The organism is Corynebacterium sp. UMB10119B (genome assembly GCF_030228125.1).
Lineage (GTDB): Bacteria > Actinomycetota > Actinomycetes > Mycobacteriales > Mycobacteriaceae > Corynebacterium > Corynebacterium pseudogenitalium.
In genome coordinates this window covers 75921-94958 of sequence record NZ_JASPBG010000003.1, presented here as the reverse complement: position 1 = coordinate 94958, position 19038 = coordinate 75921, and the positions used below count along the sequence as shown (strand labels likewise).

Annotated in this window: 18 protein-coding genes; 9 read left to right on the top strand and 9 right to left on the bottom strand. The window is 63.1% G+C overall.

Features of this window, described 5'->3' with window-relative positions; all coding sequences use genetic code 11:
• Nucleotides 1–59: 59 nt before the first annotated feature.
• Nucleotides 60–773, top strand: coding sequence for a hypothetical protein (locus tag QP802_RS04275; protein WP_071572746.1), 714 nt, complete (start codon nt 60–62; stop codon nt 771–773).
• Nucleotides 770–2314: a Y-family DNA polymerase gene (locus tag QP802_RS04270; protein ID WP_284817665.1), complete on the top strand. Its 1545-nt coding sequence runs from the start codon at nt 770–772 to the stop codon at nt 2312–2314. The genes QP802_RS04275 and QP802_RS04270 overlap by 4 nt, the downstream gene beginning before the upstream one ends.
• Nucleotides 2315–2317: 3 nt before the next feature.
• On the opposite strand, the gene QP802_RS04265 is transcribed toward QP802_RS04270, so the two are convergent.
• Complete coding sequence (locus tag QP802_RS04265) at nt 2318–2911, bottom strand: AMIN-like domain-containing (lipo)protein (RefSeq protein ID WP_284817664.1); 594 nt, start codon at nt 2909–2911, stop codon at nt 2318–2320.
• 143 nt (nt 2912–3054) lie between these two features.
• On the opposite strand from QP802_RS04265, the gene QP802_RS04260 reads away from it, so the two are divergent.
• Nucleotides 3055–3960 (top strand): sucrase ferredoxin, encoded by a 906-nt coding sequence (locus QP802_RS04260; RefSeq protein WP_070477627.1) that lies wholly within the window; start codon nt 3055–3057, stop codon nt 3958–3960.
• Here the strand turns inward: QP802_RS04260 and QP802_RS04255 are convergent.
• Genes QP802_RS04255 through QP802_RS04240 form a run of 4 tightly spaced genes read right to left on the bottom strand, consistent with a single transcriptional unit; the run spans nt 3957 to nt 7389 of the window.
• Nucleotides 3957–4745 carry an HAD family hydrolase gene (locus QP802_RS04255; protein WP_284817663.1) on the bottom strand — a complete coding sequence of 263 codons (789 nt, stop codon included), beginning with the start codon at nt 4743–4745 and terminating at the stop codon, nt 3957–3959. The genes QP802_RS04260 and QP802_RS04255 overlap by 4 nt on opposite strands.
• Before the next feature lie 29 nt (nt 4746–4774).
• On the bottom strand, nt 4775–5467 hold the full coding sequence (locus QP802_RS04250) for a methionine ABC transporter permease (protein WP_070477634.1): 693 nt from the start codon (nt 5465–5467) through the stop codon (nt 4775–4777).
• A complete protein-coding gene (locus tag QP802_RS04245) occupies nt 5464–6495 on the bottom strand; it encodes a methionine ABC transporter ATP-binding protein (protein WP_070477636.1) in 1032 nt (343 codons plus the stop codon). Before QP802_RS04245 ends, QP802_RS04250 begins: the two co-directional genes overlap by 4 nt.
• A gap of 3 nt (nt 6496–6498) precedes the next feature.
• Nucleotides 6499–7389, bottom strand: coding sequence for a MetQ/NlpA family ABC transporter substrate-binding protein (locus tag QP802_RS04240; RefSeq protein ID WP_256041905.1), 891 nt, complete (start codon nt 7387–7389; stop codon nt 6499–6501).
• 144 nt (nt 7390–7533) lie between these two features.
• Here QP802_RS04240 and QP802_RS04235 point away from each other — a divergent pair, with 144 nt between their 5' ends.
• From QP802_RS04235 to QP802_RS04225, 3 genes are read left to right on the top strand one after another with little or no spacing between them, the layout of a single operon-like run.
• The gene (locus QP802_RS04235; RefSeq protein ID WP_407933404.1) at nt 7534–10671 is read left to right on the top strand and encodes an error-prone DNA polymerase; all 3138 of its coding nucleotides are present in this window, start codon (nt 7534–7536) and stop codon (nt 10669–10671) included.
• Between the two features lie 19 nt (nt 10672–10690).
• Nucleotides 10691–11197 carry a PH domain-containing protein gene (locus QP802_RS04230; protein ID WP_284817661.1) on the top strand — a complete coding sequence of 169 codons (507 nt, stop codon included), beginning with the start codon at nt 10691–10693 and terminating at the stop codon, nt 11195–11197.
• Nucleotides 11194–12567: a PH domain-containing protein gene (locus QP802_RS04225; protein WP_284817660.1), complete on the top strand. Its 1374-nt coding sequence runs from the start codon at nt 11194–11196 to the stop codon at nt 12565–12567. The genes QP802_RS04230 and QP802_RS04225 overlap by 4 nt, the downstream gene beginning before the upstream one ends.
• Here the strand turns inward: QP802_RS04225 and QP802_RS04220 are convergent.
• On the bottom strand, nt 12564–13532 hold the full coding sequence (locus QP802_RS04220; RefSeq protein ID WP_284817659.1) for a S1 family peptidase: 969 nt from the start codon (nt 13530–13532) through the stop codon (nt 12564–12566). The two genes, QP802_RS04225 and QP802_RS04220, sit on opposite strands and share 4 nt — an antisense overlap.
• A 70-nt stretch (nt 13533–13602) precedes the next feature.
• The gene (locus tag QP802_RS04215; RefSeq protein ID WP_070363012.1) at nt 13603–14073 is read right to left on the bottom strand and encodes a tRNA (cytidine(34)-2'-O)-methyltransferase; all 471 of its coding nucleotides are present in this window, start codon (nt 14071–14073) and stop codon (nt 13603–13605) included.
• Between the two features lie 23 nt (nt 14074–14096).
• Here QP802_RS04215 and QP802_RS04210 point away from each other — a divergent pair, with 23 nt between their 5' ends.
• Nucleotides 14097–14945: a bifunctional methylenetetrahydrofolate dehydrogenase/methenyltetrahydrofolate cyclohydrolase gene (locus QP802_RS04210; protein ID WP_205634833.1), complete on the top strand. Its 849-nt coding sequence runs from the start codon at nt 14097–14099 to the stop codon at nt 14943–14945.
• Nucleotides 14938–15273 carry a DUF3017 domain-containing protein gene (locus QP802_RS04205; RefSeq protein ID WP_240492742.1) on the top strand — a complete coding sequence of 112 codons (336 nt, stop codon included), beginning with the start codon at nt 14938–14940 and terminating at the stop codon, nt 15271–15273. The genes QP802_RS04210 and QP802_RS04205 overlap by 8 nt, the downstream gene beginning before the upstream one ends.
• A 7-nt stretch (nt 15274–15280) precedes the next feature.
• Here QP802_RS04205 and metX read toward each other — a convergent pair whose 3' ends face one another.
• Together metX and QP802_RS04195 are read right to left on the bottom strand one after the other, a co-directional pair.
• Nucleotides 15281–16375, bottom strand: a complete 1095-nt coding sequence (gene metX / locus QP802_RS04200) for a homoserine O-acetyltransferase MetX (protein ID WP_284817658.1) — start codon at nt 16373–16375, stop codon at nt 15281–15283.
• A 1-nt stretch (nt 16376) separates the two neighbouring features.
• The gene (locus tag QP802_RS04195; RefSeq protein ID WP_284817657.1) at nt 16377–17699 is read right to left on the bottom strand and encodes an O-acetylhomoserine/O-acetylserine sulfhydrylase; all 1323 of its coding nucleotides are present in this window, start codon (nt 17697–17699) and stop codon (nt 16377–16379) included.
• A gap of 344 nt (nt 17700–18043) precedes the next feature.
• Between QP802_RS04195 and QP802_RS04190 the strand changes: the two genes are divergently transcribed.
• Nucleotides 18044–18904, top strand: coding sequence for a hypothetical protein (locus tag QP802_RS04190; protein WP_284817656.1), 861 nt, complete (start codon nt 18044–18046; stop codon nt 18902–18904).
• Nucleotides 18905–19038 lie beyond the last annotated feature (134 nt).

Here is a 19038-nt window from a genome sequence, read left to right as displayed (position 1 = left end):
GAAACCCTGTTCGACCTTTACTGTTGCCCGTGTCGGGGGCGCGTTGCATACTTACATGCATGAATGGAACACCTATTCGCTTGCGTGAGTTTGCCTCGGACGGTGGCGGACAGCTCAGCAAAGCTGAGCAGATTGCGCAACTCCGAGCGCAATTAGCCGAGCTCGGCGGTGGTGCTGTGCAGGAGCCGATCGGGAGCGAGGGTGTTGTTCCGCTGTCTGCAGAGTTGGCGCGCGTGCTCCCGAACGGGGGTTTGCCAAGACGGCAAGTCACGCAGGTGAGCGATACGCCGTCGCTTATCGTAGAGATCCTGCGGCAGGTCACGGAAGCCGGAGGATACGCGGCCGTGGTGGGGTGGCCGGAGTTGTCCTACGCAGAGCTCTCGAAGCAAGCGCTGCGCAGAACCGTAGCGGTTCCGGAACCGGGGATGGATGCCATGCACGCCGCAGGGGTGCTCGCCGAGGGGCTAGACGTGGTGGTGCTACACACCCGAAGCGAAATCCAGTACACGCCCGCCCAGGCACGCCCACTGCTTGCCCGCGTGCGCGCAGGGGAGGCGGCGATGCTCTGCGTGAACGCGACGGTGCCTTCGCCTGCATTGCGCATGAGCGCGGACATCGCTAGCTTCCACGGCATCGGGCGCGGCCGCGGGCGCATCGCAGGCATTGACCTGGAGGTGTCCGCGCACGCGAAAGGCTGGAAGCGGCCACGGGCACTGCTGACGCTTGGGGCCGCGACGGGCGGTGTCACGCATCTGAAAGCGGTGCCCTCATGAGGGTTGCGGCGCTCTGGTTCCCGGATTGGCCCGTGCAAGCAGCCAAGCTCGAAGCCGAGGACACGCTGGAGGAACCGATCGCGATCGCGGTGCAGCACCGTATCAAGGTGTGTTCGCAGGAGGCGCGGCGCGCCGGGGTCCGCCGTGGGATGCGGGTGCGCAACGCGCAGGCCGTCGCGCCTGAGCTGACGGTGGTAGAAGACAACCCGGAGCGCGACGGCCGCACGTTCAGCGCGCTCGCGGGATCCCTGGATGACGTGGCGGCCTCCGTGGAGGTGCTGCGCCCTGGCCTGGTGGTTGCGGACCTCGCCGCGGCGGGGAAGTTCCACGGCGATGAAGATACGGCGCTTGAGATGCTTCTCGACGCCGCCGCACGCCACGGCATCGACGTCATGGCAGGGGCGGCGGATGAGATCGCCACGGCCGTGATCGCCACCCGGAGCTCGCACGTGGTTGCAGCGGGGGAGTCGGCGCAGTTCCTTGCAGTACAGCCGCTTCGGGTGCTCACCGCCGAGACAGCACTCGGCGCGGACCCGGAAACGGTCCGTACCCTGGGCCAGCTGGGCATCCAGACGCTGGGGCAGCTCGCGCAACTGCCGTCCTCTGCCGTGATGACTCGCTTCGGGGTCGCGGGCATCCACCTCCACCGGATCGCCAGTGCGGCCCCGGACCGGCGCGTCGCCCCGGAGCTACCCGTGGAGGACTTCGCCGTCGAGATGACGCCGGAGGAACCAATCGAGCGCGTCGACGCCGCCGCGTTCGCCGCCCGGGCGCTCGCGGCCACGCTGCACCAGCGCCTCAAGGGGGCCAGGGTGCACTGCCTCCGGCTGAAAATCTCCGCCGAGCTTGTCGACGCCACCCGGGTCGAGCGCGTGTGGCGCACCCGGGAAGCACTGACAGAGGCTGGCACCGCCGACCGGGTGCGCTGGCAGCTCGACGGCTGGCTCACCAACGGGGGCGCAGGGCCGATCGCCTCGCTCATGCTGGAACCACTTGAGCTTGCGCAACCCGACATGGTGGGGGAGCTGTGGTCCGACGGGGCGTCGGACGAGGGGGCGCGGCGCGTGATCGAGCGGGTGCAGTCCCAGCTCGGAATGGAGGCGGTGCTGCAGCCGGTCGCGGTTGGAGGTCGCGGCGTGGCCGAGCGTATTCAGCTGGTGCCCTATGGGGAGGTGCCGCCGCAGGGCCGCGGGGCGTTCGTCGGCGCCGTTCCGTCACCACTTCCAGCCCGGCTCGGCGGTGGGATCGAACACCCGTCATCGCGGGTGCAGCTGCTGGACAGCTCCGACCAGCCGATACTGCTCAATGCCGAAGTCCTGCTCAGCGGCCAGCCGACAACGCTAGTGTGGGGCAAGCGCTGCTACGACATCACCGCGTGGGCAGGGCCTTGGCCCGTTGACGAAGAGTGGTGGGGTGCTCATCCGACCCGGCTTGCGCGCCTCCAGGTGCTGGGTCACGACCAGGCGGTAGGAACAGGGCAGCGCGGGTGGTTGTTGGTGTGGCACCGGCAGCGCTGGAGCGTCGAGGCGCTCTACCACTAGGTGTTAGGACTGCACGATGTCGACGACCAGGCGCAGCGGGTGCTCCAGAATCTGCACCGAATACGGCAGGTCAGAGCGCAGCCCTACGACCACGCGGCTGCGACCCTCGTAGGTGCCGGCGTTGACGACGTCGATAATGTTGCCGGTCTCTGCCGGGGTATCCACCTTGATTTGGTCCGCGTCCAGGCCAAGTTCGTAGGGGTAGACGGTGCCGTCGATGTTGATATTGAGGAACGCGTTGCCGGTCACCTTCAGCGGTTTGCCGGTGATCTCCTGCATCGGGGTGGAGGTGTAATCCACGAACCAGCCCGGCTCGCCCTCGCCGACGAGGTCTACAACCACACGGTCGAACCCTTCGTGGGTGCCCACACGCACGCCAGCCACGGCGAGTTGAGCAGGCGCGGAAGGCCGCTGAGTCTTCGGGCTCGCGTTCGCGGTACCGAGCGGGCGAAGCTGCGTCGTTGATGGCGCAGCATGCATCGAGCCGACGCGGGTCGCGGCCTGGTCCTGAGCAGGAGAGGACACGCACCCGGCGAGCACGGCGCCAGCAATGCAGGGCGTCAGCGCCGCAACGGCGAACTTCGGTAAGGGAAACACGCAAATTACCGTAGCCAGAACGAATCTCGAAGAGCAAAGCAGAACGGCAAAAAATCAAAAAGGTTATCAAAATGTTAACTGCCCGACTCGGCCCGGTTTAGGTATACCTAATCAATCGGGAAATTTTCGCTACAGTAGGTGACATGACTACAGCCCATGCACGCACACTCTGCTCCGATACGGACAGTGAGCCGCTGCCGGGTACCGCGAAACCCGGCTCGACCTACGTTTTGTTTGAGTGGCCACACAAGTGGAGCCACGACGTACTCGACGGCGACACCTTCGGGGATGAACTGACCGAAAAGTTGAAAGCGCACATGCAGCGCTACAACGCCACCTTGCTGCTCATCCGCCACCCAACGAGGGAAGGCCGCCAGATTGAAGACCACCACGTCTACCTGGTCTTCGCCGACCAGGCAGCAACCGAGGTGCTGCACGTCGATGGGCCTGAGGCGATCCTGGATCTCGACCTGTCAGGCCCAGGGCAAAACAGCGCCAAGTCGCGTACGAAACCGCTGGTCCTGGTCTGTACCCACGCGAAGCGCGACATGTGCTGCGCCATCAAGGGTCGCCCCATCGTCAACGAGCTCGTAGAGAAGTACCCGTTTGGGCAGGGCAACGACGTGGTGTGGGAAACCTCGCACATCAAGGGGCACCGTTTTGCCGCCACGATGCTGCTCATGCCGTGGGCGTACAGCTTTGGCCGAATGAACCTTGAGGCTACTGAGGCCATGCTTGAAGCTGCGATGCGCGGCGAGTACTTCGTGCCGGGCAACCGCGGCCGCGGCACCTTCAGCCCGGTAGGTCAGGTGGCGGAAGTGGACGTCGCAACGCAGCTCGCCACCCGAGGGGACAAGGTGCGCTACGGCCAGCTCGAAGTCACCGCCGAGCGTATCGACGGCCCCTCCGCCCACGTCACCGTCACCGACACCGCGACCGACACTGCCTACGAGGTGACGTTGGAACAGCGCGACGTTGATGCCGTGATGGCATCATGCGGGAAGGACCCGAAGCCCGGCAAGAGCTGGGTCGCAGTCGGGCGCTCCTAGATGTAGCTGGGCAGCACGTCAGCGACCCTGTTGATCACGTGGTCGGTGCGCTGCTGCACCTCGGCGGGCGAGTGGTGGAAGCTGTGCGAGTGATCTGCGATCTCGTGCATGGACAGGTCATTCCACGAGTCGCCGAAGGTGTACAGCTCGATGTCTTCGCGTGGGACGTCGAGGAGCTGCAACAGGTCCTGGATGCCTGCGCCCTTCGTGCGACCGGGCGCCATGATGTCGATGAAGTCCTGGTTCTGCGCTACCGATACATGCGGCAGCGCGCGCGTCCACTCGTAGACTTCCGCGCGAAGCGCTTCGTTGCCTGGGATCCACAAGGGGACGACGGCGAACTCGTGGTGGGGAATGTCGGCCGTCGTCATTGCGTCGAAGTTGACGGTAAAGCTGCTGCGGGCCTGGGTGTTGTTGCTGAACTCACCATCGACGTGGCCGATCGTGGTGCCGAACACCGCCACCCCATCCGTGTCAGCGAAGTGCGTGACCACCTGCTCGACGATCTCCGGGTCTACAAGGTGCGAGTAGAGCAGGCGCTCGTTATCGCCGGTGGTTGCGGAGCCGCCGTTGGAGAGCACCTGGTAGTCGAAGCGGATGGGGCAGTGGCGCATTCCGAACTCGAGCGCGGTGCGCGAGCGTCCGGTGGCAGAAATGGCGATGTGGCCGGCGTCGCGCCAGGCCTGGATTGCGGCCATGTCGGCCGGGTCGAAGCCGTGCTCGCCCGTGTCAGTGTCCGTGGAATGATGAAGGGTGCCATCAAAATCAAACGCTGCGATTTTCATGGCACCCATCCTAACCAACTGATCACACCTTAGCGGCGCATCACCTTCTTGGACAGCCAGTTGCCCAAGAACTGCGCCAGCTGCACGATGACGACGATGACGATCACAGCCGCCCACGTCACCTGCGGCTCGAACTGGCGGTAGCCATACACGATGGCGAAGTCACCGAGGCCGCCACCGCCGATGTAGCCGGCCATCGCGGACATATCGATCACCGCGATGAAGATGAACGTGTAGCCGAGGATCAGCGGACCGAGCGCCTCGGGGAGGATGACGGTGCGGATGATCGTCCACGGTCCTGCGCCCATCGAACGTGCGGCCTCAATCATGCCGGGGTCGATGGACACCAGGTTCTGCTCGACAATACGGGCCACGGTAAAGGTCGCGGAGAAGCACATCACGAACGTGGCTGCACCACGACCAATCGTCGTGCCCACCACCGACAACGTGATGGGGTAGAGCATCGCGATCATGATGATGAACGGGATCGGCCGGAAGAAGTTCACGGCGAAGTTAATCACCCAGTACACGACGCTGTTCTGCAGGATGCCACCCGGGCGGGTGGTGTACAGGAACACGCCAAGGATCAGGCCGCAGATACCACCGACCAGCAGGGTGATGCCCACCATCCAGAGCGTGTCGCCGATGGCGTCTACGAACGTGGGACCGAGGCGGTCCCAGTTCGGCTGCGCCAGAATGAATTCATTGACAGCACTGTTCATCGACGTATCTCCTGAATATCCGTGGTGCCCTGCAGCGTGTGCAGGAACTCGTTAATCGCTGCATCGTCGCCGTTGAGGCGGACCGTCATCTTGCCGAAGGAGTGCTCCTGCAGGGTCGTAATACCCGCATGCACCGGCTGAATCGACACGCCGCGTTGGCGCGCCTTCTCCGCCGCGCCGAAGAATCCCGAGTGTTCGGTCAGGTCGACGGTGAAGAGACGCCCAGGCGCCGCGTTCAGCAACTCGAGCTCCTCGTGCTTGTCTGGGGTGTTGCGAAGCGACGTCGATACGAAGCGCTGCGCGACCTTCGTCTTCGGGTCCGAGAACACCTTGTAGACGGAGCCATACTCGACGACCTTGCCGGCCTCCATCACGGCGACCTTGTCCGCAATCGCGCGGATCACGTCCATCTCGTGGGTAATCACCACGATCGTGATGCCAAGTTCCGCGTTGACGCGGCGCAGTAGCTCAAGCACCTCGTGGGTGGTCTCGGGGTCGAGGGCGGAGGTGGCTTCGTCGGCAAGCAAGAGCGAGGGATTCGTGGCGAGCGCACGAGCGATGCCCACGCGCTGCTTCTGACCACCCGAAAGTTGCTCGGGGTAGTTCTTGCCGCGATCCGACAGGCCGACGAACTCGAGGAGCTCCTCGACGCGCGCCCGGCGCTCCTGCTTGCCCAAACCGGCAAGCTGCAGCGGGTACTCAATGTTGCCCGCCGCAGTTCGGGAAGAGAACAGGTTGAACTGCTGGAAAATCATCCCAACGTTTCGGCGCACTTCCCGCAGGCGCTTCTCGCTCTTGCCGACGATATTGGTGCCGTCGAGGAGGAGTTCGCCGCTGGTAGGCATGTCGAGCCCGTTGATCAGCCGCACCAGCGTGGACTTGCCAGCGCCGGAGTAGCCGATCACTCCAAGGATCTCACCAGGCTCGACCGTCAGCGACACATTGTCGACGGCCACAACCTCGCGCCCACCCGTTGTAAAGACTTTCGATACGTCCCGGAACTCAACCCGGGTGCCGGTTTTCGTCACGGATTACTTCTCCTGAAGGCGTGCGAGGATAGCGTTTGCGTCATCACGGGAGCGCTCAACAGCGACCGCGGTGCCGCGGGAATCCTCCTGGACGGCAGCTGCGACCTCTGGGGAGTTCCACAGCTCTGCGAGGCGGTTGTAGGTCGGGTTGTCCAGGTCCTCAGCGCGTGCAGCGAAGACGTTGATGTATGGCTCGCCCTGCTCGGAAGCCGGGTCATCCTGGAAGATAGCCTGCTTTGGCTCAATGCCAGCGCGCTCCAGCCAGGAGTTGTTGATGATGGCCGGGCGGCCTTCCTTGTACGCGGAGGTCGTCTGGGAAGCGTCGACCGGAACGACCTTCACCTTCGACGCTGCCTCGTCGATATCTGCTGGGGACGGTGCCAGTTCATCAGCGCCATCCTTCAGCGTGATCAAGTCAGCCTGGACGAGGACGTTGATTGCGCGGCCCTGGTTCGAGTCATCGTTCGGGATAGCAACCTCGGTGCCTTCGATGCCGTCGAGGGAATCGTGATCCTTCCAGAACAGTGCCAGCGGGTAGATCTCCGTGGTGGACAGCACCTTCAGGTCGTTGCCGGAAGCCTCGTTGTAGGTAGCAAGGTAGAGGATGTGCTGGAACTTGTTCAGGTCAATCTCGCCCTGGGCAAGCGCCTCGTTGACTGGTGCGTAGTCAGAGAACTGCACGATGTCGAGGGTGATGCCGTTGTCCGCTGCAAGGTCCTCGAAGACGGACCATGCCTTCTGGTCAGCGTCGGTGGTACCAATCTTGACGACGGTGTCCTCGCCGCCACCGGCAGCGTCAGTGGACTTTTCAGCGGAGTTGTCAGAGCAGGCTACGAGGCTGGTAGCTGCGAGGGCTGAAGCTGCGATGGTTGCAATCACACGGTTGAGGCGCATGATGTCTCCTTTATGTCTTTCGTTGGGGAATCATTGATGGTTTGAAAACTTAGCATCTATTGGACCGCTTAGTCTATCCCTGGCTACAAACGTTGAATATAAATCCGCTTGCACGAACATTCGAACATGTTTACACTATCGAACATGCGATTCAATGGGGGTGCTCCGCTGACATGGTCAAAGCTGGAGCGGATACTGTCTGGGAACGACGTCGGTCCTGTCGTTCCGGTAGATCACCTCGCCTTTGCTGGTGAAGCGGAGGGTGAGGGGGTCGGTGGGCGGCGCGGTGGGGTGCCATTCGCCGAGTTGCACGCGGTGTCGTCCTATAGCTTCCTTGGCGGGGCGAGCGAGCCTGAACAGCTGGTTGCACGCGCTCGGTCGCTCGGACTTTCGGCGCTTGGCCTGTGTGATCGTGACGGTTTCTACGGTGCGGTGAAGTTTGCGGAAGCTGCTGCGGCGGCCGGGATGCCCACGGTGTTTGGTGCAGAGCTGACGCTGAAAGAGGGGGTGCTGCCCGTCCTGGCCCGTGGCGCGGAAGGGTACCGGAGGTTATCGCATCTGATGTCGCGCGCGCACATGGAGGGTAGGCAAAAAGGCGAGCTCTCGTACCCGCCGATGTGGGAAATCGGGGAGTGGCTTGATGGCTCCTGCTTAGCGCTTGGCGGGTGGGAGTGGACCCCGCTATTCGATAAATTGAGCGAGAGCTTCGGGGTGGAAAATGTGGTGAGGGAGTACGTGGTCTCACTCATGCCGGATGACGCCGATCATCACCAACAATTAGACCGCTTCGTTCATCTTCCCGCCATAGTGAGTACCCGGCCTGCCGCTGCGACGCGCCGACACGCGCGCCTCGCTGCAGCGAAACATGCGCTTGGCCAGCGCCGCGCGCTGCGGCAAGACGTTGCTGACCTGCACCCCATGGGTGCGCACTGGCTGCGCAGCGGGCAGCAGCTCGCCCGGCTGCTGCCGGGATGTGAGCCGATGCTGGCCACCACCGTGGAGCTTGCCGAACAGTGCGCGTTTACGCTCGACCTTGTCGCGCCAAACCTACCGGACTACGACACTCCTGCTGGCCACAATGAGATGAGCTATCTGAAGGAGTTGACCTACGCGAGTGCGCAGGTGCGGTATGCGACGCGCCCGGAAAACATCCGTGAGCAGGCGATGAAGCAGATTGCTTATGAACTCAGCGTGATTGAGGAGCTCCAATTCCCCGGCTACTTCTTAATCGTGTACGACCTGGTCGACTTTTGTCAGCGCAGCAATATCCTGTGCCAAGGCCGTGGGTCGGCGGCGAACTCAGCGGTCTGCTTTGCTCTCGGGATCACGAACGCCGAGCCGATCAGCGCTGGCCTTCTTTTTGAGCGTTTCCTGTCGCCGGACCGCGATGGCCCACCGGATATCGATATTGATATTGAGTCCGGCAGGCGCGAAGAAGTAATCCAGTACGTTTACCGGCGCTACGGCCGCGAGCGTGCCGCGCAGGTGGCGAACGTGATTACGTACCGGAGGAAGGGTGCTGTTCGTGACGCTTCCCGGGCGCTCGGGTACCCACAAGGTGCTGCGGATGCCTGGTCAAAAGGACTCAGCGACCCGCCGGAGCAGGTATGTACGTTGGCGGAGGAGTTCATTGGCCAGCCACGCCACCTCGGGATCCACTCGGGCGGGATGGTGATCTGCGACCGGCCGATCGCGGACGTTGTCCCCATCGAGTGGGCGCGCAAGGAACAGCGCTCTGTGGTGCAGTGGGACAAAGACGACTGCGCTTCGGCGGGGTTGGTGAAGTTTGACCTGCTCGGGCTCGGCATGCTGGAGGCCCTGCACCACATGGTGGACCTCGTACGCGATACAACGGGCACAGAGGTGCACCTGTGGGAGCTCGACCTCACCGACACCAACGTCTACGACATGCTGTGCCGCGCTGACGCCGTCGGGGTATTCCAGGTGGAGTCGCGCGCGCAGCTTTCTACGCTGCCACGGCTGAAACCACAGCGATTCTTTGACCTCGTGGTCGAGGTGGCCCTCATTCGCCCAGGCCCAATTCAAGGCGGATCCGTTCACCCATATCTACGGCGCCGCGATGGCCTCGAGCCCGTCATTTACGATCACCCGGTGCTGGGAAAATCTCTTGGTAAGACGCTGGGTATTCCGTTGTTCCAGGAGCAGCTCATGCAGATCGCCGTCGACGCCGCAGGATTCAGCGGCCGGGAGGCCGACGCGCTGCGCCGCGCGATGGGTTCGAAGCGTTCTCCAGCAAAAATGGCGGCGCTCAAAGCCCGGTTCTTCGAGGGCTGCAACACCACGAACGGGATCGGGGCGGACGTCGCGGAAAAGCTCTGGAACAAGATCGTCGCGTTTGCCGCCTACGGATTTCCGGAGTCGCACTCGCAATCGTTTGCGTCGCTTGTGTACTTCTCCGCGTGGATGAAGTACTACTACCCGGCGCAGTTCTGCGTCGGCCTGCTGCGGGCACAGCCGATGGGCTTCTACTCGCCCCAGTCCCTGATTCAAGACGCCCGCCGCCACGGCATCACGGTGTTGCCGGTGAGCGTGAACGGATCCGGCGTACAGGCGCGCTGTATAGATAATGACACAATTCGGATCGGGCTGAATTTGGTGAAGGGGGTCGGGGAGAAGGCTGCGGCCAGGATCGAGGAGGCCGCGCCGTTTACGGACATCGCGGACCTGGCGCGTCGGGCGGAGCTGACCGTGGAGCACGTCGAGGCGCTCGCCAAGGCGGGTGCGCTGGACTGCTTCGGAGGGGAGCGTCGACAAGCAGTGTGGGCTGCGGGTATCGCAGCAACAGAGCGCGACGGCATGCTGCCTGGGCTTTCAGGTATCGACGCCCCAGCGCTGCCCGGGATGACCGCGTTCGAGCTGCTCGCGGCCGATGTTGCCGCGACCGGCGTCACCCCTGATGCTCAACCGATGCAGCTGCTGCGCGAACACTTGCAACGGGAGGGGATTCTCCGAGCGGTCGACCTTCGTAGCGTGGAAGACGGTACCCGCGTCCGCGTCGCAGGCGTGGTCACGCACAGGCAGCGGCCGCAGACGGCATCAGGCCTGACGTTTCTGGGGATGGAGGACGAAACCGGGCTGCTGAACATCATGGTGTCGCCGGGGCTGTGGAAGCGGCAGCGCGTAGTGGCGCGCACAGCGCACGCGCTGGTGGTGCGCGGGATTGTCCAAAATGCGTCAGGTGCGGTCAGCGTCGTGGCGGACCGTCTGGAGCAAATCGATGTCGGCCAGTGGCTCTCGCGTGGTTCACGTGATTTTCGGTGAAGTCGCTAGGGTAGGGCCCATGGAACAGCAGACTGACGCACTCGCGAGACCACCGCTACCGGTCTCGGTTGAGCAGATGCACCGCGTATCACGGAAGTACATGGTGCCCATGCTGGTGACCAATACGGTGTGGGCGCTGATTGTCATCGGCGGCTTGCTGTGGGCCCAGTGGAAGTACGGCGGCTGGTGGATGTGGGGAGCGGCCGCCTGTGGGGTGTTCTTTATCTGGAAGTACTTCTTTATCCCGTTTCAGGTACGCAACCTGGCGTGGCTGGAAACGAACAACGAGCTGATCCTGAGCCAGGGGAAGATGTGGCACACGCTCACCGTTATCCCTTACGGGCGCATCCAGTTCGTGGACGTCAACACGGGACCGGTGATGCGGATGCTTGGGCTCAAGAAGTTGGTGGTGAACACGGCATCGGTCAGTTCGGTGACCACACTGCCTGGGCTTCCCGCCCACGACGCCGACGCGCTGCGTGACCGGCTTGTAGTCAAAGCACGCGAACAGATGAGTGGCCTATGACGGCGGCCTCTGAGTACCGGCGGGTCCACCGACTGACCCCGTTGCTGCGCGTGTGGGCGACGCTGCTTGCTCTGCTCACGATCGCTGTCTTCAACTTCACGATGCCCCTAGTCAACTGGCTGCAGGACGAAGGCATCGGCATCATGGATGTGGGCGTGGCCGTCGGCGTGTTCGTCGTTGGCCTGCTCGTAGTGTTCATTATTTCGCAGCTGTGGTGGGCCAAGATCGGATTCCGCGTTGGCGAAGAAGACATCGAGCTGACGCGAGGGGTGCTCACCACTAAGGTGCGCACCGCTCGCTACGACCGGATCCAGGCAGTCGACGTCATCGAGCCGTTCGCGCCGCGCCTGTTCGGGCTTGCGGCGGTGCGCGTCGAGGCGGCCGGCGGCAACAACTCGGCCATCGAGATCGCCTACCTGCCCCGCGCGGAAGCAGACGAACTACGCGCCGAGATCCTGCAGGCCATCGCTGCCCGCCCCGGCGCAGCTGCGTCCGCGTTGACGCCCACCGAGCAAGACGCCGACCCGGCTAATACGCTGGTGCCACCAATCCCGATTGGTCGTTCGCTGCTTGCTGCGGCGTTCCAACTCTCAACCATCATTACTGTTGTCTCGAGCGCCGTCCCGCTCTTCACCGATCTCTCGATCACCGCGGCAGTACCGATCCTCGTCGGGTTCGTGCCACAGATCTGGCGCACCATCGACCACTCGTGGCGCTTCAATTCAGTGCTTGACGATGCCACCTCCGGCAGCAACGGGGCCGTCATCAACATGACGTACGGGCTTGCGAACCGCAGGCACCAAGCGGTCCCGCTGCACCGCATCCACGCGGTACAGCTTCGCCAGCCACTGCTGTGGCGCATGTTTGGGTGGTGGACCGTCTCGGTGACTGTGGCCGGGTACGGATCCGAGCGCAACAAGGCAACTGGCACGTCCAAGCTGCTGCCGGTCGGGACCTTGGAGCAGGCCATGCAGGTCATCGACGCGATTGCGCCGCTGTCCGGTGAGGCGATGCGAGACATGTCGCGTGCACAGCTGCGCTCCCCGCGCTCTGCGCGGTGGGTTTCACCGGTTGATTGGCGGCGGCAGACAGTCGCGCTGTACCCAGAGGCCACCGTGGTCACGTTCGGTCGCCTGTCCCAGCGATACCAGATGGTGGAAAACGCGCATATCCAGGAACTTTCCTTCAAACAAGGGCCGTTGCAGCGCAGGCTTGGCCTCGCGCACGTGCGCTTTGATCTGGTCCCTGGAGCCGTCAAAATGGTGGCTCGGGATATGCGCGCGGGGGAGGGGCGTTGGATCGTCGATACGCTGCGCACCCGCACGCTGCCTGGCATGGACGATGCGGTAGCGCTCGTCGAGGAGACTTAGTTGTGGATGGTCAGGCCCCAGTATTGGATGGCGCTGCCGATCTCCATGGCGCCTACGCGAGTCTTATTCGCATCGGACACGTTGGAGTTGACGCCTACGGCCCACACTCCAGAGTTGTCGGCGGCGAAGACCGCACCGCCTGAGTCTCCGCGATCGGTGATGCTGCGGAAGTAGAAGAGGCCGTTGTTTCCGATGCTTTCGAACTCTCCACATGAGTAACCGGTGGTGGCGCCGAGACGGCAGATGGCCATGCCGCGTGCCTGTGCTTCTTGCGGGGTGATCCAGCCGCGGAGCGGAAGATCCAACGGGAGTGTTGAGGAAGATCGCGCATCGCCGGTGATTTCGATCAGCCCGATATCGGCGCCGACGATACCGCCGTATGCGTCCTTCTCCAGATAGGACTCCACCATCTCTCCGACATACGACCAGTTGCCTTGGGCATCCTGCACGTAGAACTGATCGCCGCGATCGCCACAGTGGCCCGCAGTGATGATGAAGATCCGCTCGCCTTTGGATGCAAGGAAGCCCGTCGAACAGCCCGAGCTTTGTGTCTCGTTGATGATCCTGCCGCCAGGTACGATCCCGCCAGGCTGCTCCAGCCACTTCCAGTCGACGGAGTTGTGGTAGTACACGCCACGGTTGTCGTCGCGGCCCCGTTGCCCAGATGAGTCGTTTCTCGGATCGATGACGTTGCGTTGAATCGGTGGCTCGACGCGCTGGCTGGGGGCGCTTGGGCGTTCGCGGTAGTCCGGTTCTGGCCGGTACGGTGACTGACGGGCGGAGGTAGTAGTAGCTGGTGTCGGAGAGTTCTCGTTAAGCATTGAGGCTATGTCCGAGACTGCGGCGTCTTGCTCGGCGCGCCACGCGTCGAGCTCTTCATCGGAGGAACCCGAACAACCGACCAACAGGGTAGAGACGGCGAGTACAGCGGTCAAACGGGCACGGGATGCAGTCGTAGAGAGCATGGCGGACTCGTTTCAACTAAGGGGGCAGGGTAACAGGCACAGATCTTAACAGCTGTAGCAACCCTTCCGCTTAGACTCCGCCGACGAATCCCAACTGCCGCCAAGCCTCGAAGACGGCGACGGACGCGGAGTTGGAAAGGTTCATCGACCTGCGGCTCGGCAGCATCGGGATGCGTAGCTGCTTGGTCACGCGCGGGTGGCTGCGGTGTGCTTCGGGGAGACCGGTCGGCTCGGTGCCGAAGAGGAGGGCGTCGCCGTCGCGGTACTCGACGTCCTGGTAGTAGTCGGTTGCCTGCGTGGTGAACGCGAAGATGCGGGCATCCGGGATGGCGGCGAAGCAGGCGTCGATAGTTGGGTGGATCTGGACGTCCGCTAGGTCGTGGTAGTCCAGCCCTGCGCGCTTCAGGTGCTTGTCTTCGAAGTTGAACCCGAGTGGCTCCACCAGGTGCAGTACGGCGCCGGTGTTTGCGCACAGCCGGATTGCGTTGCCGGTGTTGCCTGGGATGACGGGATTGTCAAAGATAACGTGAAAAGCGCACATGGTTACAGTCTAGGATGGTCACCGTGACTGCGATTAAATTAGACGGAAAACTGTACCGCGAGGAGATCTTTGCGGATCTCAAAACACGAGTTGCCGCCCTGCGCGAGCGTGGGATTACGCCGGGGCTGGCCACCGTGCTGGTCGGCGATGATCCGGCGAGCCAGAACTACGTGCGCATGAAGCACCGCGACTGTGAAGAGCTGGGCATTGCCTCCATCATGAAGGAGCTGCCAGGGGACATCACGCAGGAAGCACTCGAGGAAGTCATCGAGGAGCTCAACAACGACGACGCCGTCACCGGCTACATCGTGCAGCTGCCACTGCCGAAGCACTTGGATGAGAACCGCATCCTGGAACTCATCGATCCAGACAAGGACGCCGACGGCCTGCACCCGGTCAACCTGGGCAAGCTGGTGCTCAACGAGCCCGCGCCGCTGCCGTGTACGCCGAACGGCTCCATCAAGCTGCTGGAGCGCTTCGGCGTGGATCTTAACGGCGCGATCGTGTGCGTCATCGGCCGCGGAGTAACCGTGGGCCGCCCAATCTCGCTGATGTTGACCTCGCGTAACGTCAACGCCACGACGGTGCTGTGCCACACCGGCACCAAGGATCTGGCCGCGGAGACGCGCCGGGCGGACGTGGTCATCGCGGCGGCTGGCAAACCACACATGATTACGGCGGACATGATTAAGGAAGGCGCCGCGCTGCTGGACGTGGGCGTCTCTCGTGTCGACGGCAAAACAGTCGGCGACCTGCACCCGGATGTGTGGGAGAAGGCGGGCTGGGTCTCGCCGAACCCTGGTGGCGTTGGCCCGATGACTCGCACGTTCCTGGTCCGCAATATCGTGGAGCGGGCTGAGCAGCTTGCCTAACTCGGCAGAAGGGTTGTCGCTGGACAACCCTCATGACATTGGGAACCCGCCCTCGCCTCTGCCTCGGAACGTGCAGGTGGCGATGGTCGGCGTGTTCATCCTGGGTTTTGTCGCCGCGGGGGTGTGGTCGCTGACGGATCATTGGCGGCGTGCCACGTTCACACTCGGGGCGACCATGCTGTGGTGCGCACTGCTGCGCCTGACGTGCGACTCGCAAGTCATTGGTCTGCTGGCAGTGCGCTCCAAGCGTTTCGATATCGCGTTTTCCACCGGCCTGGGCGCCGCGATGGTGTGGCTAGCCTGGTCGGTGGACGCGCTGGGCTCCTAAAGGGATCTTACGCGCTGGTCAGCGCGATGAAGTTGCGCAAGATGTTGTCCATCTGGCGGGCCTCGACGAGAAACGCGTCGTGGCCAACCGGGGATGACAGCTTGTGCATCCCCAGCAGGTTCCCCAGGTTGCGGGACATGTGTTCCTGCTGGTGGTAGGGGTACAAAATATCCGTATCGACGCCCACAATCATCGTCGGCACCGTCGACGAGTGCAGCGCCTTGTTCAGGCCTCCGCGACCGCGACCGATGTCGTGGCGGTTCATGGCTTCAGTGAGTGTGACGTAGGCGCCGGCGTCGAAACGCTTGACGAGCTTCTGCCCCTGGTAGTCCAGGTAGCTTTGCACAGCGAAGCGCTGGTCGTGCTCGCGGTAGGGGCCGAGTGGGTTTTCGCCTTCTTGGGCGCTGGTGCCGAAGCGCTCGTCGATTTCGAGCTCACCGCGGTAGGTGAGGTGTGCGATGCGCCGGGCGGCAGCCAGTCCCTCATCGGGGGAGGTGCCGGTGGAGTAGTAGTCGCCGCCGTGCCAGTTGGGGTCGCGCACGATGGCGTAAATCTGAGCCTCCTGGATGCCGATCTGCCAGGCGCTTGCGCGCGCGGAGACCGCCATGACGCAGGCGTAGCCGACAGATTCGGGGTAAAGCAGCGTCCACTCCAGGGTGCGCGCCCCGCCCATGGAGCCTCCCATGATGGCATGCACACGGTGGATACCGAGCTGGGTGAACAAGGTGCGTTCGGCGCGGACCTGGTCGCGGACTGAAAGTGCGGGGAAGCGCGACCCCCATGCGGCGCCGTCGGGATGCGTGCTCGCAGGGCCAGTCGAGCCGTAGCAGGACCCGATCACGTTGGTGCAGATCACGCACCAAGTGTCGGTGTCGAGTGCTTTGCCGGGGCCGATCGCCCCGCCCCACCACTCAGCGGCGTTGGAGTCCCCGGTTAAGGCGTGCTCAACAAGGAGGATGTTGTTCTCGCCCTTCGGGTCACCCCGGAACTGCCCCCACCGCTGGTATGCGATGTGGGCGTCCTGGATGGTGGCTCCGGCCTCTGTGGTGAAGTCGCCAATCGGGACTAATTGCAGCTCGCCTTCAGGCGCCAGGTTGGGCATGTTAGATCGCTGCGAATCCGCGCTCGAGGTCCGCAATGATGTCGTCGGCGTCTTCGATACCGACGCTCAGGCGGATGGTTGCCTGGGAGATGCCGGCTCGTGCCAGGCCCTCCGCGTCCGACTGGGAGTGCGTCGTTGTAGCCGGGTGAACCACCAGGGAGCGCACATCGCCAATGTTTGCCAGGTTCGAGTGCAGCTTGAGGGCGTCGATAAACTTCCAAGCGTTGGTGTGGTCGTCCTTGTCGCCTGCGATTTCGAACGAGAGGACCGAGCCGGTGTAGCGCAGTCCGAGCTTTTCCTTGACCGCGTAGTACGGAGAGGACTCGAGGCCGGCGAAGTTCACCTTGGCTACCTTGTCGTGCTCGCTGAGGAACTTCGCTACCTTCAGTGCGTTCTCGTTGTGACGCTCCACGCGCAGGCTGAGCGTGTCTAGGCCCTGCAGCGCAACCCACGCGTTGAACGGGGAGATTGCAGCGCCGGTGTCGCGCAGGATGCCGGCGCGGGCCTTCAGTGCGAAGGCCGGTGCACCGAGGTCCGCGTACTTCAGGCCGTGGTACGCCGGATCCGGGGTGACGAAGTACGGGAAGACTGGCTTGCCGTCGCGCTCGACGGTCCAGTCGAACTTGCCGCCGTCGACGAGGACGCCGCCGATAGCTGCGCCGTTGCCCGTGTAGAACTTCGTAGTGGAAGCGACCACGATGTCCGCGCCGAGCTCCAGTGGGCGGACCAAGGCAGCGGTGGCCATGGTGTTATCGATAATCAGTGGCACCTGGTTGCGGTGCGCGACCTCCGCGACGGTCGGGATGTCGAGGACGTCGGCGATCGGGTTGCCGAAGGTCTCGCCGTAGAACGCCTTCGTGTTCGGCTGGACAGCCGCCTGCCAGCTCTCTGGATCGTCAGGGTTGTCCACGAACGTGACGTCGATGCCGAGGCGCGGCAGCGTCACCTGGAACAGGGTCTCGGTGCCACCGTAGATGCGAGGTGAGGTAACGATGTGGTCGCCTGCCGACGCCAGGTTCGTAATGGCGGCAGTCTCTGCAGCCATGCCGGAAGCGAATGCGGTCGCTGCGACGCCCCCCTCGAGGTCCGCGATGCGGTCTTCGAGTGCCTGCTGGGTTGGGTTGGTCAGGCGAGTGTAAATCGGGCCTGGGTTGGAGAGGTTGAAGCGGTCTGCTGCGTGCTGAGCGTTGTCGAACACGTAGGAGGTGGTCATGTAGATGGGTTGGTTGCGGGCCCCGTAGTCGCTGTCCACGGCCTGTCCGGCGTGGATGGTGCGGGTGTTGAAGGACCAGTCTTTCGTATTGCTGTTGTCGTATTGAGTCATGGGGAACAATGTAACGCTTGGTAGGTTTCGTGTGAACCAAGCTGTCTAGCGATACTGTTTAACCAGGCGATATATGTGAATATAAATAGAATAGTGAAGAGCGTCCAGCGCCACGCTCACCCCGGGCGGTAGTCATGCCAACTTGCTGGTTCAACCATGTTGACAATAGTGACGGTGATGTACGTTCGTGAACCTTCGCGCTGCGCAACGCGGGCTAGGCCTTCGCGGCGGGAGGGAACCGGTACCGGGTTTTCGCCGTCAGAAAAGACATGGGGATTGACAGAGCTCATAAGGCACAACAGCAACGGTGGGAGGAACGGAAGGAAGAGCTACGGCGGGGGATTGTGGACAAGCGGGTTCTTTCCCACAAGGAACTCGACAAACTCCGAGGTCCGTATCGGGTGCTCGACACGAGCATTGTGTATGCAGAGACGGGATGGAAAGCGCTGAGGTTCCACGAACGTCAGTGGCTGCGCGTCGAAGCTGCTGCGATGATGAGCAGGGAAGCGGTGTTGGTCGGAAGATCGGCCGCGCGCATGCACGGCATTTGGGTGATCAGTACGACGGAAGAACCCGTCGAACTGTGTCTGCTTTCGAGGGGGAGCCCGCCATCTCGCCGAAACCGGGAGGGGATAATGTTTCGGCGCATGGTGCTGCGTAGCAACGAAATCTCGTTGCGCGACGGCCACCGGGTTACTAACGGTTTCCGAACGTTTGCTGACATCGCCCGCCATTACGGCTTCGTCGAAGGGCTCGTCGCTGCCGACTACCTTCGGTGTAGTGGGTTTACGTTTGAACTTCTTGAACGGGAGGCATCCCAACTTGGCAGGCTAAAGGGCGTTGCCGTGGTCCGGGAGTGCATCCGGCACTGTGTCGCGGATTCCGGTTCGCCCTACGAATCTTTCGCACGCGCTCTGCTGATCCGGGCGGGGATCGGCCCTTTGTTTACGCAGTACGAAGTGGCTGGACGCTACGCGGACCTGTGCGTCGACGGCTGGTTACTCATCGAGATCGACGGCAACGTGAAGTACCAAGGACCCAATGCCGAACGCGTGCGGCAGGAGGAGTTCGAGCGCCAGAAGAGAATCGCCAACAGGGGGTATGTCTTCCTCCGCTACTCGCCGTCGTTCTTGCGTCGGTACCCCGATCAGTTCGTCCGCGAGGTCCGCGACACCATCGCTGGCCGCCGGGCAGCCCTCGGGTGAGTACCTGCTTCTCGACGCCACTACACCCGCAGCCCGCTCTTAGCCGAGGATGGTGACCAGAGGATGGTAATCAGCCGAGTAGAGGTGATCGCCGTTGGCCCAGTTACTCGGCTGATTACCATCCTCTGGTTACC